Raw genomic sequence first — 15498 nt, forward strand, 5'->3', positions numbered from 1 at the left:
TTTTTAATCTGTTTTCTTTTTTATCATGTTGTTGAAATGACTGACTATTGAAGAATAAAAGTTTGTAAACATCGCAGTGTCTAACTCCTTTAAGTGGTTGTTAAAAATAAGTGCTATTACATGAAAACTTGCTGAACGACTTTTATAAAAGCAGCAATACTAGATAATAATACAAAGCCGCCTAAGCAAGAACCAGTAACAATTTGGGTGAATAATAAATCTTTATTTTCGTTCATAAGAATCCGCTCCTTTATCATATCTTCTAGGTTTATTGTTAGCTTACATTACATTAAGAAGCGGTAACATCGAATTGACTAACAAAAATCTTACATTATTGTAAGAATTTTTGTATTTGAAAAAATCGCTATTTTATTGAGAGAATGGCGTTTTTTGTTCATTAGGTTGATGATCAAATAAAAATGTACTTTTAAGAAATTTAGCGTTCCTGATTCATCATATAATGTAATTGTACTGAAATGCATCGTCTAGATGAAGGAGGTCAAGTATATGAAATCAGAGCACGTTTCAGGGATTTTAGCAGCTGTTATTATCTTCGGAATTGGTTTGTTAGTTAGATATATAAATACAGGAGTCATCACAAATGATCACATTTTAGGATCACTTGGGTATACTATAGCCTTTAGTCTCGCTTATTTTATCAGTTTAAAATTAAAGGAAAAGAAAAAGAAAAAGTAAAAATGTATATAAGGATTATACTTCTTTCAAAAATCCAATAAACTTCTTCAAACTTTGGGATCTTTGTTTTCCTCGTTTAATAATAAAATCGATCTTAATTTTGTCTAATAGTTTCTCGTGATGAATAGTCTTCATTTCTTTTCGGCCATGTGCAACATCTGCTGGTAGGATGCTTATCCCAAGTCCCGCATGAACAGCTTGAAGAATGGATTCAAGGGAATCAAATTCTATAATATTTGGTTGTTTCCAATTCTGTTCCTCTGCAAAATCTAACAGTTTATTTCTATATATACAGCTGGGATCACTATTGATAAGTAGCGTTGGATGATGGTGCTGTTCAATTGGAGAAGTGAGTATGATGTTTTCAAAATAACTGTAAACATTTTCGAACTGTGAATCGTTATATGTACCGTTTATAAAAATTCCATCAACCTCTCCGTAAGAAAGCATTTCTTGTAATTTCAGCTTATTATTCGTTTTTATTTTTAGGTCAATGTTTGTATTTGACTGCAAAAAAGAAGAGAAGAGCCACGGAACTTTCACGGCAGAAATCGTTTGGGGTGCTCCGATGATTAAAGATTCTCTCCACTTTTTCGGGTTTATTTTTGTTTTTGCTTCATCCATTAACAGCATAATTTGATTTGTATAATCTAATAAAATTTTTCCGTCTTCAGTTAATGTTACTCCTCTGTTATTACGTATGAATAATTGAACGCCTAGTTCCTCTTCTAAACTTTTTATGCGCTGACTTATATTTGGCTGCACATATCCGAGTTTTTCAGCAGTTCTAGATATAGATTGCAATTCGGCAACATGTTTAAAAATCCATAAATCGTGACTTTCCAAAAATACATCCCTCCACTGATATCATTTTAAATGATACCGACCTCATTATTCCATATTATACCTTTCGTATGAGCGGAGATACAATTAAAACAAATAGGAAAAGAAGAGGAGAAGGAGCAATGGAGATAAAAGATAAAGTGGTTATTATAACAGGCGGCGGTACTGGTATCGGAAGGGCTACGGCTTTGCGATTGGCAAATGCAGGAGCGAAGGTTGTAATTAATTACAGCCGTTCGGAAAAAGAAGCAGTAGAAACAAGGGATGAAATTGTACAACGCGGAGGTATAGCGCTCGCCCTAAAAGCTAATGTAGCGATAGAAAAAGAAGTTGAGGACATGGTGCTGCAAACTATGAAATCTTTTGGGACAGTAGATTGTTTAGTGAATAATGCAAGTATAACAGCGCAAATACCTATGGATGACTTGCAATCTGTAACGGATGAAGTGTGGGATTCTCTTTTTAATGTAAATGTGAAAGGGATGTTTCATTGTGTAAAGGCTGTTGTTCCTTATATGAAGAACCAAGGATCGGGTGCTATTGTGAATGTAGGCAGCGTTGCTGGAATAACGGGGCTAGGTTCATCTGTGCCGTATGCAGCAACAAAAGGAGCCATTCATACGATGACGAAATCGTTAGCAATTGCACTTGCACCTGAGATTAGGGTGAATAGTATCGCTCCTGGTGCAGTTCATACAAGATGGTGGGCTGACAATGAAGAGAAGATGCATCAACTTGCGGGGAACATACCACTGAAAAGAATTTCAACACCTGATGAGATTGCAGAGGCAATTCTGTTTCAGTTGACTCAAGAGTCTATTACAGGGCAGATATTTACAATTGATAATGGACAGACGCTTTGAAGGTGTAGTTTATAGAAACATCCTCTTATTTCATGTATAAGAGGATGTTTTTCGTTATAGAGGTTCCTAAGATTCACGGTTACACAGCAGAAAGTTGAAAATCATACGTGTATTTTCAGTTTTGTTGCTTCAGATTATCGTTTAAAATACTCTCCTCCAAGACAGCAAATTTATCACCATATACTTTCGTAATATGTTTTTCTCCCCAAGTACATAGAGAATTTAAAATACCTTGTAAGCTCAATCCATATTCACTTAGTTCATATTCCACTTTTGGAGGCACTTGATTGTAAACGATGCGATTGATGACGCCATCTTCTTCTAACTCGCGTAATTGCTGCGTTAACATTTTCTGTGTAATGTTTGGCATAAGACGTTTCAATTCACTTGTACGTTTTTTACCATGAGTAAGATGACAAAGAATCACACATTTCCATTTTCCTCCTATTACTTCGAGTGTTGCTTCTACGGAAATATTGTACTTTTTTTTCTCCATGCTCTTCCTCCTAATCTATAGGTACTTTTTAGTTCCTATAGAACTTTTTAGTTCCTATATTACTTAAAAGTACGTACTTTTCTTTATTTCTCCTATATCTCATAATAACATTTGCCGGTGGATTTTTACCATACTGTTTTCTATATAGTTTGTTTAGAAAAGATAGAACGATACAACAAGAAGGCGAGGAGGAGGAAAAGTGAATTTAGATAAAAAACGAAGTACATTGGCACTGTTGGCATTAGCTGTAAGTGCCTTTGCAATCGGAACAACAGAATTTATTAGTGTAGGATTATTACCGCTTATTGCGCAAGATTTAAACGTTACTGTTACAACAGCTGGATTAACTGTTTCTTTATATGCTTTAGGAGTGACATTTGGAGCGCCTGTCTTAACTTCGTTAACATCCAGTATGTCGCGTAAATCCTTATTACTTTGGATTATGATTGTGTTTATTGTTGGAAATAGTATTGCTGCGAGTGCAACAAGTATCAGTTTATTGCTAGTTGCTCGTGTTGTCTCTGCGTTTTCACATGGTTTATTTATGTCAATAGGCTCTACGATTGCTGCTGATTTAGTTCCAGAAAATCGCCGAGCAAGTGCGATTGCGATTATGTTCACAGGGCTCACAGTAGCAACTATTACAGGTGTTCCTATTGGTACATTTGTTGGACAACAATTTGGCTGGAGGGCTTCTTTTGTAGCGATTGTTGGAGTAGGTATCATTGCTTTCATTGCAAATAGCATTCTTATTCCATCTAATTTGCGAAAAGGTAATCGAACAACATTTCGTGATCAAATTACTTTGATTACAAATGGTCGTTTACTTCTTTTATTCATTATTACAGCTTTAGGCTATGGAGGTACATTCGTTGTCTTTACGTATTTATCTCCATTACTACAAGAGATAACTGGGTTTAAGGCTGGGACTGTTACTATTATTTTACTCGTTTATGGAATAGCAATTGCGATCGGTAACGTCATTGGTGGTAAAGTAGCGAACCGGAATCCGATTCGTGCATTATTCTATATGTTTATTGCACAAGCGGCTGTGCTCTTTATTTTAACGTTCACAGCTCCATTTAAGATAGCTGGTCTTATTACAATCATCTTAATGGGATTATTAGCGTTTATGAATGTACCAGGATTACAGGTATATGTCGTGATGTTAGCTGAACGTTTTGTACCGAGTGCAGTAGATGTGGCATCTGCAATTAATATTGCTGCATTTAATGCTGGAATTGCTATTGGTTCTTATTTAGGCGGTGTAATTACAGATTCGATTGGACTCATTCATACGCCTTGGATTGGAGCATTAATGGTTCTAGGAGCTGTGATTTTAACAGGTTGGAGCAAAACACTGGAACAAAAAGATCAAAGACATGCAGCATAGAAAATTTTCTTTAATAATTAGGAGGTTTATTTATAATGGCGAAACATTTACAAGATAAAACAACTTTGCATAACGGTGTACAAATGCCTTGGTTTGGTATTGGGGTATTTAAAGTAGAAGAAGGTCCTGAGTTAGTGAATGCTGTAAAAACAGCGATTACACATGGCTACCGTAGTATTGATACAGCAGCGATTTATGGAAATGAAGAAGGAGTTGGGCAAGGGATTCGTGAAGGAATACAACAAGCGGGTATTTCTAGAGAAGATGTATTCATCACATCAAAGGTTTGGAATGCAGATTTAGGATATGAGTCTACAATTGCTGCTTATGAGACAAGTTTAAATAAACTTGGACTAGAGTATTTAGATTTATACTTGATTCATTGGCCTGTAGAAGGGAAATATAAAGAGGCGTGGAGAGCATTAGAGACCCTTTATAAGGAAGGACGAGTAAAAGCGATTGGAGTAAGTAATTTTCAAATCCATCATCTTGAAGATTTAATGAAAGATGCAGAGATTAAACCAATGGTGAACCAAGTAGAATACCATCCACGCTTAACGCAAAAAGAGCTGCAAGCATTTTGTCAGGAACATGACATTCAGTTAGAAGCTTGGTCTCCGTTAATGCAAGGGCAATTACTAAATCATGAAGTACTTCAAGAAATTGCTAACAACTATAACAAATCTGTTGCACAGGTCATTTTACGCTGGGATTTACAAAATGGTGTTATAACCATCCCGAAATCTACAAAAGAACATCGAATTGTTGAAAATGCAGATGTATTTAATTTTGAGTTAAAGGAAGAAGATATGAAACGCATTGATGATTTGAATGAGAATCATCGTGTTGGTCCAGATCCTGATAATTTTGATTTTTAATGTAATGAACTGTTAGAAGTTATACTGTCAGGCAGCTGTGTCAATTTTGCTCATGTTAAACATCTGAGGAGATACATGAAGAACCCGCACTTCAAGATCGCAAGGAGATAAGTGCGGGATTTTTCATAATATGATAATTGATACCAACCCAAGTAATTGAGTTATTGTCTAGTTCTCATGTACATCATCAGCTATAATATGGTTTAGAAAGGATGATTTCTATGGAACAGCGCTCGCTCGTCCTGCTTGGTTTGCTTATGAGCCAAAGTCAGCATGGATATCAAATTAATGAATTTATTGAAAGAAATTTAAGTACAGTTACAGATATGAAAAAACCTACTGCTTATGCAACTTTAGATAAACTTCATAAAAAGGGATACATTGATGTTCAATTGGAACAAGAAGGGAACAGGCCATCGCGCAAGGTGTATTCTATTAATGAAAATGGCAAGCAATATTTTTATAAATTGTTATTGGACAATCTATCTTCAGCCGAGAGTGTTAATTATCAAGGCGATATAGGATTAATGTTTATTGATTTTCTGCCATTAGAAAAATCGTTGCCTGCTCTAGAGGAACGACTAAATAAAAATAAGAAATTCATTCATATTTTTAGACAAACTCCAGCTCATGAGATGAGGATTGGAGTCAACTTGGCAATAGAACATAAAATAACAATGTTAGAAGCAGAAATTGCGTTTCTTGAAAAAACTGTTCAAACTCTTAGCTCTAAAATTTAAATGCTCTAAAGACAAGGGAACCTCTGTATAGCAGGTTCTTTTTTGCTATATATGTAAGTATTTTTACTGCCCATTAATGCGGGATAATTTATAGTCATGTTTTTATTAGTCACAGTTGACTAATAAAAATGTTGTGTATATAATAAGTTTAATTAGTCACGTGTGACTAATTATTTTAAAACTAAAGGGGTGACTACATTATTTCTCGCACTGTCATGAACAGTCCCTCTACTATTTTAGTAGATGAATCGAGAGTAAGCTTTGATATTCACAGAGTCTATGAAGTCGTCCAACTATAGCAAAAGAAGTAACATTTAGAAATTATTATGGTAACACATGATGAACGAATGCTTGAATACTGTGACAAAGTCTACCGAATGGAAGACGGTAAACTAGAGCAAGCTAAGTGTTATTTAGCAAGAAAGCAGAGACAGAGGTCATTCTAGCATTAGGATGAATGAAAAAAGTATATATGTAATGTAGATATTTAATTCGAAGAAGTTTCTAAACATTAAGGAGGTTTTTGAAGATGATCGTTGTTACAAACAGAATTAAAACAAAAGTAGGATTTGCAGAAAAGATGGCTCCAGCATTTACTCGTCCAGGTGCACTGCAAAAAATGGAAGGATTTGTAAAAGTTGAAGTTTTAATTACACAAAACTTACCTGAGCATGACGAAATCAGTGTAAACACGTACTGGGAAGATATGGATAGCTTTACGAGCTGGAGAAATAGTGATGCTTTTAAAGAATCCCATAAAAGACCAGAGCCAGGTTCTCACGAAGCACAGCAAGAATCACCGATTTTAGGTAACCAAATTATTGTTGCAGAAGTTGCAGGTGTAATGGAGGCAATTTCTGAGAAGTAATACAATATAAATATGTTTTTTAATAGGAATGGATGTATCCGTTCCTATTCTATTATTTAAATGTGTGTCCCAAAACGAAAAAGTAGTATCTTTTTCGTTTTGGGACATTTTTATTTTCTTAAGAAAATCTTAAGAAACCTCCCCGCTATTTTTTAAGAAACGATATTTATACTTAGAGCTATCTTAAATAATAGTGAGTAAGCGAGGAGATATTGCATGCAATTGATTACATTCTTAACTGAGTTTATTAAGCACCCGAAAAATACTGGGGCGATTGCTCCGAGCTCGAAAATATTAGCGAAAAAAATGGTGGATGCTATCAATTTTGAAGAAGCGAAATATATTGTGGAATTAGGACCTGGAACAGGATCTTTTACAAGAGAAATAATGAAGAGAAAAAAGAAACATACTACATTGATTCTTATTGAAATTAATGAAGTGTTTTTCAAAGATCTACAGAAACAGTTTGAGGATGATCCGAGCGTTTTTGTTGTACATGGATCGGCTGAAAATATTCAAAAGTACATCGAAGAGCTAAATATAGACAAAATTGACTATGTATTATCTGGATTACCGTTTACTTCTTTACCGGTGGAAGTATCATTGCGTATTTTAAGCAATGTTATGGAAGCATTACAAGAGAATGGTGAATTCATCACATTTCAATATTCGCTTGTGAAGAAAGCATTTATCCAGAAGTTCTTTCCAGCGATATCACTTAAAAAGGTATGGTTCAATTTCCCGCCAGCTTATGTGTTTTGTTGTGGAAAAGAACAAGGGAGGACTGTAGCGAATGGAATTACATGAATTGTTATTATACATTCAACATTACGGTTACGGTGCTTTGTTTTTTTGTTTATGGTTAGGGATTATTGGGATGCCAATTCCTGATGAAATGGTTGTGATGAGCGGTGGATTTGTTTCATCGATGGGTATATTAAAACCAATTCCAGCTTTTATGTTAACGTATTTGGGTGTTGTGTCAGGGCTCTCTTTAGGATATATACTTGGGAAAATGTTTGGTTCGAAAATTCTTGATAGAATTATGAAAAAGAAGAAGATGAAGTATCTTTTAAAATCACAAGAACTACTGAATAGATACGGATGTTATGCATTGGTAACAAGCTATTTCATACCGGTAGTGAGACATATTGTTCCTTATTTAGTTGGAATCAATAATATGCCATTTAAAACGTATGCCAAGTACTCATACGTTACAGGATTTGTTTGGACATTGTTATACTTTGTAATTGGGTTTATTTTTGGAGGAAACATAGAGCGTATTGTAGAACTCACAACTAAGTATGGTGTGTTTTTGGGAGTAGCTATTGCTGCTGCATTTGGTATTTCTTATTTATATAGACATCGAAAAGAACAGATCGTTATAAGTAAAGAATCAAAGGAATCATGCAATGAAGATTTGATAGGCTGAACATGTTGGAGGGGCTATTGTGAGCAAAGAAACAATACTTGTCGTAGATGATGAAAAAGAAATTAGGGATCTCATTACCATTTATTTAAAAAATGAAGGATATGAAGTATTACAGGCTGGGGATGGTGCAGAGGGATTAGAGCTAGTAAAGAAACATCAAGTGCACTTAGTTGTATTAGATATTATGATGCCGAAAGTAGATGGTATTCATATGTGTATGAAAGTACGGGAAATAGCTGAGATGCCGATCATTATGTTGTCTGCCAAAACACAAGATATGGACAAAATTTTAGGATTAACAACCGGGGCGGATGATTATGTAACAAAGCCTTTTAATCCATTAGAATTAATTGCTCGAATTAAATCGCAGCTTCGCAGATATATGAAAATGAGCGGAGGCTTTATACAAGACGAAAATGAAATTGAAATTGGGGATATGAAAATTAATGTTGCAACACATGAGGTGATTGTTGCAGAGGAAGAAGTGAAATTGACACCGAGGGAATTTTCGATTTTAGAGTTACTTGCCAGAAATCGCGGGATGGTATTTAGTGCGGATCAAATTTATGAACGAATATGGAATGAACAGCCTTTTCAATCTGATAACACTGTAATGGTACATATTCGGAATATCCGTGAGAAGACGGAAGAAAATCCAAGGAAACCTCGTTATATAAAAACAGTGTGGGGGGTAGGGTATAAGATTGAAAAAGATATTTAAACCATTTTATTATATGAATAAAAAAATAATAGAGTTAATAAACAAAGTTTTAAATCATCACGTTCGCCGAAGTATTAGGACTCAATTAATTACTACGTTTATTTTTTGTGCATTGTTAGGTTTTTTTGTAACAAGATTATCCGCTCCATTTTTTGAAAGGGCTAATCAACATGCAGAAATTGATTATAGAAGTGGTATGGAGGAAATTAATGACGAAGCAAAGCGCACAGCAGAGAACATAGCAAGAGAAAATACAGTAGATGCGTTGCAAAGCATGATTGATACGGAAAATCAAAAAGCTGAAAATAGTCAGCATTCTTTAAAAGTACTAGTTACGGATGAAACAGGTAAGGTTTTGTATAAAACAAAACAAGCGCAGGAAGAACAAATCAACCTGCATGATACCATTCGCAATGTGATGTCTTTTGCGATTAACCGTCCAATTGATAATAGTGGTTCAAGAGAAATTGAGGACTTGCATAAAGAATTTATTACTTTTTATCCAGTTACAATAGAAGGTAAAAATTTATATATGTTCGTGAGCGGTATTCCAAGAGGGGATGTTATATATAACACGACAGAAGGGCCTCTTCCATTTCTTATTGGCGTTATCATATTCATTTTTTCTTTCTTCTATATAACGAAGCGAAAGATGAAACAGATTGAAGCGATGGCGCAAGGGGTGAAGGAAATCGCAAAGGGAAACTTGGCGTATCGAATTGAGGAAAAGGGACAAGATGAACTCGCTTTATTAACAGAAAATATTAATCATATGGCAGAAGAGATTAGGGCGAATATTGAAAAAGAACGGAAAATTGAAAAGCAAAAAAGTGAATTGATTACAAATGTATCACACGACTTGCGAACACCGCTTACTTCTATTATGGGATATTTACGTTTACTGAGTGATGGCAAATATGAAAATAAAGAACAATATGATGAGTATGTAAGAATCGCATTTTCAAAGTCAGAGCAGTTAAAGAATTTAATAGAAGATTTATTTGAGTACACAAAGCTAACAAATGAGAAAATCACATTAGAAAAGCAAGAAGTATGTGTAAACGAACTTCTTGATCAATTAATTGAAGAACTTGTACCACAAGCAGAAGAACATCATCTTTCGTTTGTGAAAGAATTTCCTGAAGAGCGTCTATACGCTGCCTTGGATTCGGAAAAAATTGTCCGTGTGTTTGATAATTTATTGATGAATGCAATTAAGTATAGTAAAGATGAGGGAGAAATTACAGTTTCACTTCAAAAGCAGCGGCGTAACATTTGCATTTCTGTTGCGAATCATAGTGAAGAATTTACAAAAGAAGAGCTTGAGAACGTATTTGAACGCTTTTATAAAAAAGATCAATCGAGAAGTAGGGTCTCAGAAGGGTCAGGACTTGGTCTTGCAATTGCGAAAAGTATTGTGGAGATGCAGGGCGGAGAAATCCGAGCAGAATATGAGAACGGGATAGTTCGGTTTATTATTGTATTGCCGGTTGTAGCGGAAACATAATTGTTCTTCGTATCAATTGATGGAAAACCATCATGAATCGGATGGTTATAAAAAAAGAAAAGCACCTCAACTTCCAATGAGGTGCTTTAGTAATTATGCTTCGTTTCTATATATTTATACACGTACAGCTGTACCGCTTACGGCAACCATTAACATTCCTTCACGAACAACCTCGTAGTCGACACTAATACCAACAATTGCATTTGCACCTTTTTGCTTTGCAAGATCTTTCATTTCTTCCATCGCGATATCACGTGCTTCTTTCAATTTACTTTCATATGCACCAGAACGGCCACCGACAACGTCACGAACAGAAGCAAGTATATCACGCATGATATTTGCACCCATAATTGTTTCACCGTTTACAATGTCAATATACTCAATAATTTCTTTTCCTTGAATAACAGAAGTTGTTGTTACGATCATTACCGACACTCTCCTATAATTTTTAAAAATTTATGATTGTTTCTGATGCTTTTATTATTACACTGAAACAGTAAAGTAACTATTTAATAACCTTACATAAATGTGACAGTTTCGTAAGGTTTCATAAGTGAAAAGTGGAGGTTACACCTTATAAGTTTGTAATTACTGTAAAAAGACCGCTTGACTTTCAGTTTTGCTGTAACTATAATGATTACAACTAGGTGGTGATAAATATGAAAATTAGTAGCCGATTTACAATTGCTGTGCATATTTTATCTCTCTTGAAAAATAATCCACCTTCTATTTGTACTTCAGAATACATGGGGGAAAGTGTGAATACAAACCCAGTAATTATTCGTAAAGTACTGTCATATTTAAAAAAAGCAGGTTTTGTACAAGTGCGTCGCGGTGCAGGAGGAGCTTCTCTTGTAAAAGATTTACGTGAGATTACTTTATTAGATGTGTACCGGGCAGTGGATGTTGTGGAAGCGGAAAAGTTATTTCATTTTCATGAACAGCCGAATCCTGATTGTCCAATAGGAGCCAATATACAAACTGTTTTAGAGGTTATTTTAGTTCAAGCGCAGGAAGCAATGGAGCAAGTATTAGAGAGTATAACAATGGAACAACTCGTTACATCGTTAGTAAATAGAATAAATTCTTCGCAGTAAGTATGCAGGTGCAATTAGGCGCAAATTTTTTTATCCCAGTTGTAACTATATTAGTTACAACTGGGGGGTGGTAAAAAGAAAAGTGAGGGAATATAGATGACTGTCAAAATTAAAGCGTATTCAGATTTTATATGTCCGTTTTGTTTTTTAGGAAAAGGTCCTTTGGACGAGATTGTGAAGGAAAAAGATGTAGAAGTAGAGTGGATGCCATTCGAATTGCGTCCTAGTCCATATCCAAAAATTGATCCATGGAAAGAGCCAGATAAATTGGGATCTTGGGATTCATTTATTCTTCCTACTGCAAAAAAATTAGGAATTGAAATGCGTTTGCCACGTGTTTCTCCGCATCCATATACAAACTTAGCGTTTGAGGGTTGCCACTTTGCGAAGGAACATGGAAAAGGAAATAAGTTTCATCATAGAGTGTTTACTGCCTTTTTCCAAGAAGAACAAAATATTGAAGACATCGAAGTGTTAACAAAATTGGCGGGAGAAGTTGGACTGCCAGAGGATGCGTTTAAAGAAGCATTAGTATCAAGAAAGTATGAAGCAGTGCAACAAGAAGCGTTAAGACATGCTTATGAAGAAGCACAAATTATGGCTGTTCCAACATTCATCATTGGTGATGAAGTCATTCAAGGGTTAGCTAGCAAAGAAAGATTAGCAAAAGCTATCGATCAAGAATTAGAAAAAAGTAAAGAGAATGAGTTAGATGGAATGCAATGTAATGTAGATGGATGTTGCTAATACTAGATTGAAGTGATAGTGAAATGTGTGTTATCAAGAAATCCATGTATATAAATTATTTTTAAATCAAACATGTATTGGAGGAATAAAAATGTCAGTAACTACAACAAATTTAAAAGATGCAATTATTAACCGCCGTTCTATTCGTAAAGTGAAAAAGAACGAGAGTATTACGAAAGAAAGAATCAATGAAGTTTTAAAAACAGCTCTATATGCACCATCATCTTTTAACATGCAAAGCGGCCGTATGGTTGTATTAATGAATGTAGAACATGAAAAGTTTTGGGATATCGTAAAAGAAACACTTCGCGCTCGAGTTCCAGCAGAAAACTTTGACGCAACTGTAGAACGATTAAAAGGATTCCGTGAAGGCGTAGGAACAGTTTTATTCTTTGAAAATCAAGAAACAGTGATGACAATGCAAGAGAATGCGCCATCATACAAAGATCAGTTCCCATTCTGGTCTCATCAAGGAAGCGCCATGTTACAATATGCAACATGGATGGCTTTATCTGCCGAAGGAATCGGGGCATCATTGCAACACTACAACCCAATTATTGATGAAGAAGTGAAACATACTTGGGACATTCCGGCAGAGTGGAGTTTAGTAGCACAAATGCCATTTGGTGAGCCAAATGAACAGCCAGGTGAAAGAACGTTCTTACCTTATGAAGATGTTGTAAAGTTTTATTAAGATAAACGTGTTGAGGAAAAAACAATGAATCAACGAACGAATTTAGAAATTATTCGCAGCACATATGAAGGCCCATCTTCTGAGAATGCTCAGCGTTTACTTGAAGCTCTTGCAAAGGATGTAGAGTGGACAGAGGCAGCGGGCTTTCCTTACGGGGGAACATACATTGGCGCAGAAGCTATCATGGAGAACGTATTTGGCCGCTTGGCATCCGAGTGGAATGATTATAAAGCGAGTGTTCATACGTATCATGAAGTGAAAGGCAAAGATGTTATTATTGCTGAAGGTATTTACTCAGGAACGTACAAAGAAACTGGAAAAGCATTTCAAGCAGATTTTGTTCACGTGTGGGAACTTCAAGGTGGAAAAATCGTAAAGTTTAAACAATATGTTGATAGTCATGTTGTTCAAAATGCTATGATATTGTAAAAAACATGAATTGAATAGAGTAATTTGGTGAAAAAACGTCTCAAGTTTTCTTGAGGCGTTTTCTTGTATAGTAATGTAGAAATAAAAAAATATAAATTTTTGAAACCAAAACATTCCATATTTTATCTAATAAGTGGAAGGAGGGATAAGATGGATGAAATAAAATTAGTGAAAAAAGCAAAAAAAGGTGATGATGCAGCGTTTGAACAGCTCATTAGCATCCATCAGGATCAATTATATCGAACTGCTTATATGTATGTGCAAAATAAAGAAGATGCATTAGATATCGTACAAGAAACAGTTTATAAAGCGTACTTATCCTTAGATCAATTACAGAAACCAAACTTTTTTCTGACGTGGTTGACGCGTATTTTAATACATAATGCTTATCAGCTGTTGAATGAGAAGAAGAAGGGGCGAAAATTAGAAGATAGCAGGAAATTAGCTGTTTACGGGGACGCAAGAAACACGGCAAACCGAATTGAGAAAAATATTGATTTACAAGTAGCGATTGGACAATTAGATGAAAATTATCAAACCGTAATTATTTTACATTATTATTATGATCTTCCGATAAATCAAATTGCTTGGCATATGCATGTGCCTGAAGGAACTGTCAAAACGTATTTGCATAGAGCGAGAAAATCGTTAAAGAAATTATTAGGAGGGAGTAATGAGAATTGGATAAACAGTGGTTTAATGATGAAATAAACAAAATCGAAGTCCCTCGGGAAGAATTGTATATCGCTATAACAAAAGGTATGAATAGGGCAAAGCAAGAAAAACCAGTAAAACGAAAATATAAACGAAGAAAGATTGCATGGTTAGCTGCCGCATCAGTATGTATGTGTGTACTAGGTTCAGGATTTGTTTTTCCGCAAATGAATCGAGTATTAGCAGAAGTTCCGCTTATAGGGAAAGTGTATGATTATTTTCGTGATACAGTAGGGCAAAACCTTTTTGCGAGTAAACTTGTAACAGAATTGAATCAACAAGCAGTAAGCAACGGAATTAGCGTAACGATGAAAAGCGTTTATTACGATGGTGGTAGGATTGGTATAATGTTTACAGTTGATAATCCAGATAAGGTAGGGAAAAGCGCTGTATCGCATAACAGTTTTTATTACACATGTAAGCTTGCTGACGGAAGTCCAAAGTGGATGACATCCGCTTCGTATGACGGGAGAGTAACAAAGAACGGTTGGTTTGGAAATATTGAGATTAATTATCCAGAAAAAGAATTACCTCCAATTACAACATTACCAATTACCATCACATCTATTGGTGAAACGAAAGGGTTCTGGAAGTTTGATATTCCGGTGAGGCAATTAGAGAATAAAAAGATTAACTTGCAGCAGTCAGTTAGCAGTGAGGATCAAGAGCATACATTTAACTTTGGAACGATTACAGTCGGCAAAGAATCTGCAACGATTGATTACAAAGTGATTTATCCGCTTTTAGGAGAGCATGACTTAGCACGAATTGAAAAAATAACAGATGATAAAGGAAAAGAACTTGATATGTTCGTTTCAGGAATTGAATTTGGTAGAAAAGTGAGTGATCATTTAGAATCTGAAGAACGTTCTATTTTCGAGAAAATTCCTGACAGTGCGGAATTTATTACGATATATCCTGTTGTACGATTATCAGAAAAACCAGTGATTGTAAATCTAGATGAGAAAACACCTTTTGAAATTGAGAGCACACGTAGTGATTTCAAAATCATTGTGAATAAAATTCAGCATAAGAATAAGCAGTTAGTCGTACAGTATACACTTCAAAATGTGGATACAAAACATATATCTATGGATGAGTTAATTAATTTTGGTGAGGCAATGAATATAACCGATTCTTCGTACATGAATCAAGATATTGTACCACGTGGGCATAATGTAAAAGGAAGTACCGTGAAAGTATTAGATAAGGAAAAACTACAATTTGAAGGAACATTTCAACTGGACGGGAAATATGGTGTAGAGAATTTCAGTTTAAAGGATTACGTATTAGAGGTACTGATGTCACCGTATCACCCAAATAAAACATTGCCCCCAGTTCAGATTAAATTAAAATAAAACGATCCTTCATGATTTAACG

The 15498-nt window shown here is 35.1% G+C and carries 19 protein-coding genes; 16 read left to right on the top strand and 3 right to left on the bottom strand.

Features of this window, described 5'->3' with window-relative positions; all coding sequences use genetic code 11:
• The first annotated feature begins 507 nt into the window (after positions 1–507).
• On the top strand, positions 508–696 hold the full coding sequence (locus WAX78_RS11290) for a hypothetical protein (protein WP_336482359.1): 189 nt from the start codon (positions 508–510) through the stop codon (positions 694–696).
• A gap of 15 nt (positions 697–711) precedes the next feature.
• Here the strand turns inward: WAX78_RS11290 and WAX78_RS11295 are convergent, their stop codons facing one another.
• Positions 712–1542 carry a LysR family transcriptional regulator gene (locus tag WAX78_RS11295; protein ID WP_336482360.1) on the bottom strand — a complete coding sequence of 277 codons (831 nt, stop codon included), beginning with the start codon at positions 1540–1542 and terminating at the stop codon, positions 712–714.
• A gap of 119 nt (positions 1543–1661) precedes the next feature.
• On the opposite strand from WAX78_RS11295, the gene WAX78_RS11300 reads away from it, so the two are divergent.
• Positions 1662–2402 (top strand): SDR family NAD(P)-dependent oxidoreductase, encoded by a 741-nt coding sequence (locus WAX78_RS11300; protein ID WP_336482361.1) that lies wholly within the window; start codon positions 1662–1664, stop codon positions 2400–2402.
• Positions 2403–2517: 115 nt separating this feature from the next.
• On the opposite strand, the gene WAX78_RS11305 is transcribed toward WAX78_RS11300, so the two are convergent.
• Positions 2518–2898, bottom strand: coding sequence for a winged helix-turn-helix transcriptional regulator (locus tag WAX78_RS11305; protein WP_336482362.1), 381 nt, complete (start codon positions 2896–2898; stop codon positions 2518–2520).
• A 199-nt stretch (positions 2899–3097) separates the two neighbouring features.
• On the opposite strand from WAX78_RS11305, the gene WAX78_RS11310 reads away from it, so the two are divergent.
• The 8 genes from WAX78_RS11310 (at position 3098) to WAX78_RS11345 (ending at position 10437) form a co-directional block, all read left to right on the top strand.
• On the top strand, positions 3098–4291 hold the full coding sequence (locus WAX78_RS11310) for an MFS transporter (protein ID WP_336482363.1): 1194 nt from the start codon (positions 3098–3100) through the stop codon (positions 4289–4291).
• A 35-nt stretch (positions 4292–4326) separates the two neighbouring features.
• Entirely contained in the window at positions 4327–5169 is an 843-nt protein-coding gene (locus WAX78_RS11315) for an aldo/keto reductase (protein WP_336482364.1), read from the top strand.
• 221 nt (positions 5170–5390) lie between these two features.
• Entirely contained in the window at positions 5391–5909 is a 519-nt protein-coding gene (locus WAX78_RS11320) for a PadR family transcriptional regulator (protein WP_336482365.1), read from the top strand.
• A gap of 529 nt (positions 5910–6438) precedes the next feature.
• Positions 6439–6777 carry a heme oxygenase gene (locus WAX78_RS11325; protein ID WP_336482366.1) on the top strand — a complete coding sequence of 113 codons (339 nt, stop codon included), beginning with the start codon at positions 6439–6441 and terminating at the stop codon, positions 6775–6777.
• 216 nt (positions 6778–6993) lie between these two features.
• Positions 6994–7584 (top strand): class I SAM-dependent methyltransferase, encoded by a 591-nt coding sequence (locus WAX78_RS11330; RefSeq protein WP_336482367.1) that lies wholly within the window; start codon positions 6994–6996, stop codon positions 7582–7584.
• A complete protein-coding gene (locus WAX78_RS11335) occupies positions 7571–8209 on the top strand; it encodes a DedA family protein (RefSeq protein WP_336482368.1) in 639 nt (212 codons plus the stop codon). Before WAX78_RS11330 ends, WAX78_RS11335 begins: the two co-directional genes overlap by 14 nt.
• Before the next feature lie 19 nt (positions 8210–8228).
• Entirely contained in the window at positions 8229–8930 is a 702-nt protein-coding gene (locus WAX78_RS11340) for a response regulator transcription factor (protein ID WP_336482369.1), read from the top strand.
• Entirely contained in the window at positions 8914–10437 is a 1524-nt protein-coding gene (locus WAX78_RS11345; RefSeq protein ID WP_336482370.1) for a sensor histidine kinase, read from the top strand. Before WAX78_RS11340 ends, WAX78_RS11345 begins: the two co-directional genes overlap by 17 nt.
• 114 nt (positions 10438–10551) lie before the next feature.
• On the opposite strand, the gene WAX78_RS11350 is transcribed toward WAX78_RS11345, so the two are convergent.
• On the bottom strand, positions 10552–10863 hold the full coding sequence (locus tag WAX78_RS11350; RefSeq protein ID WP_336482371.1) for a heavy metal-binding domain-containing protein: 312 nt from the start codon (positions 10861–10863) through the stop codon (positions 10552–10554).
• A 233-nt stretch (positions 10864–11096) separates the two neighbouring features.
• Here WAX78_RS11350 and WAX78_RS11355 point away from each other — a divergent pair, with 233 nt between their 5' ends.
• The 6 genes from WAX78_RS11355 (at position 11097) to WAX78_RS11380 (ending at position 15476) form a co-directional block, all read left to right on the top strand.
• Complete coding sequence (locus tag WAX78_RS11355) at positions 11097–11534, top strand: Rrf2 family transcriptional regulator (protein ID WP_336482372.1); 438 nt, start codon at positions 11097–11099, stop codon at positions 11532–11534.
• 96 nt (positions 11535–11630) lie between these two features.
• Positions 11631–12281: a DsbA family oxidoreductase gene (locus WAX78_RS11360; RefSeq protein ID WP_336482373.1), complete on the top strand. Its 651-nt coding sequence runs from the start codon at positions 11631–11633 to the stop codon at positions 12279–12281.
• A 91-nt stretch (positions 12282–12372) separates the two neighbouring features.
• A complete protein-coding gene (locus tag WAX78_RS11365) occupies positions 12373–12975 on the top strand; it encodes a nitroreductase family protein (RefSeq protein WP_336482374.1) in 603 nt (200 codons plus the stop codon).
• Between the two features lie 24 nt (positions 12976–12999).
• Positions 13000–13404, top strand: coding sequence for a nuclear transport factor 2 family protein (locus tag WAX78_RS11370; RefSeq protein ID WP_336482375.1), 405 nt, complete (start codon positions 13000–13002; stop codon positions 13402–13404).
• 150 nt (positions 13405–13554) lie between these two features.
• Positions 13555–14115, top strand: coding sequence for a sigma-70 family RNA polymerase sigma factor (locus tag WAX78_RS11375; protein ID WP_336482376.1), 561 nt, complete (start codon positions 13555–13557; stop codon positions 14113–14115).
• Positions 14085–15476 carry a DUF4179 domain-containing protein gene (locus WAX78_RS11380; RefSeq protein WP_336482377.1) on the top strand — a complete coding sequence of 464 codons (1392 nt, stop codon included), beginning with the start codon at positions 14085–14087 and terminating at the stop codon, positions 15474–15476. The genes WAX78_RS11375 and WAX78_RS11380 overlap by 31 nt, the downstream gene beginning before the upstream one ends.
• Positions 15477–15498: the final 22 nt, after the last annotated feature.

Source organism: Bacillus yunxiaonensis, assembly GCF_037104695.1.
GTDB classification, from domain to species: Bacteria; Bacillota; Bacilli; order Bacillales; family Bacillaceae_G; genus Bacillus_A; species Bacillus_A yunxiaonensis.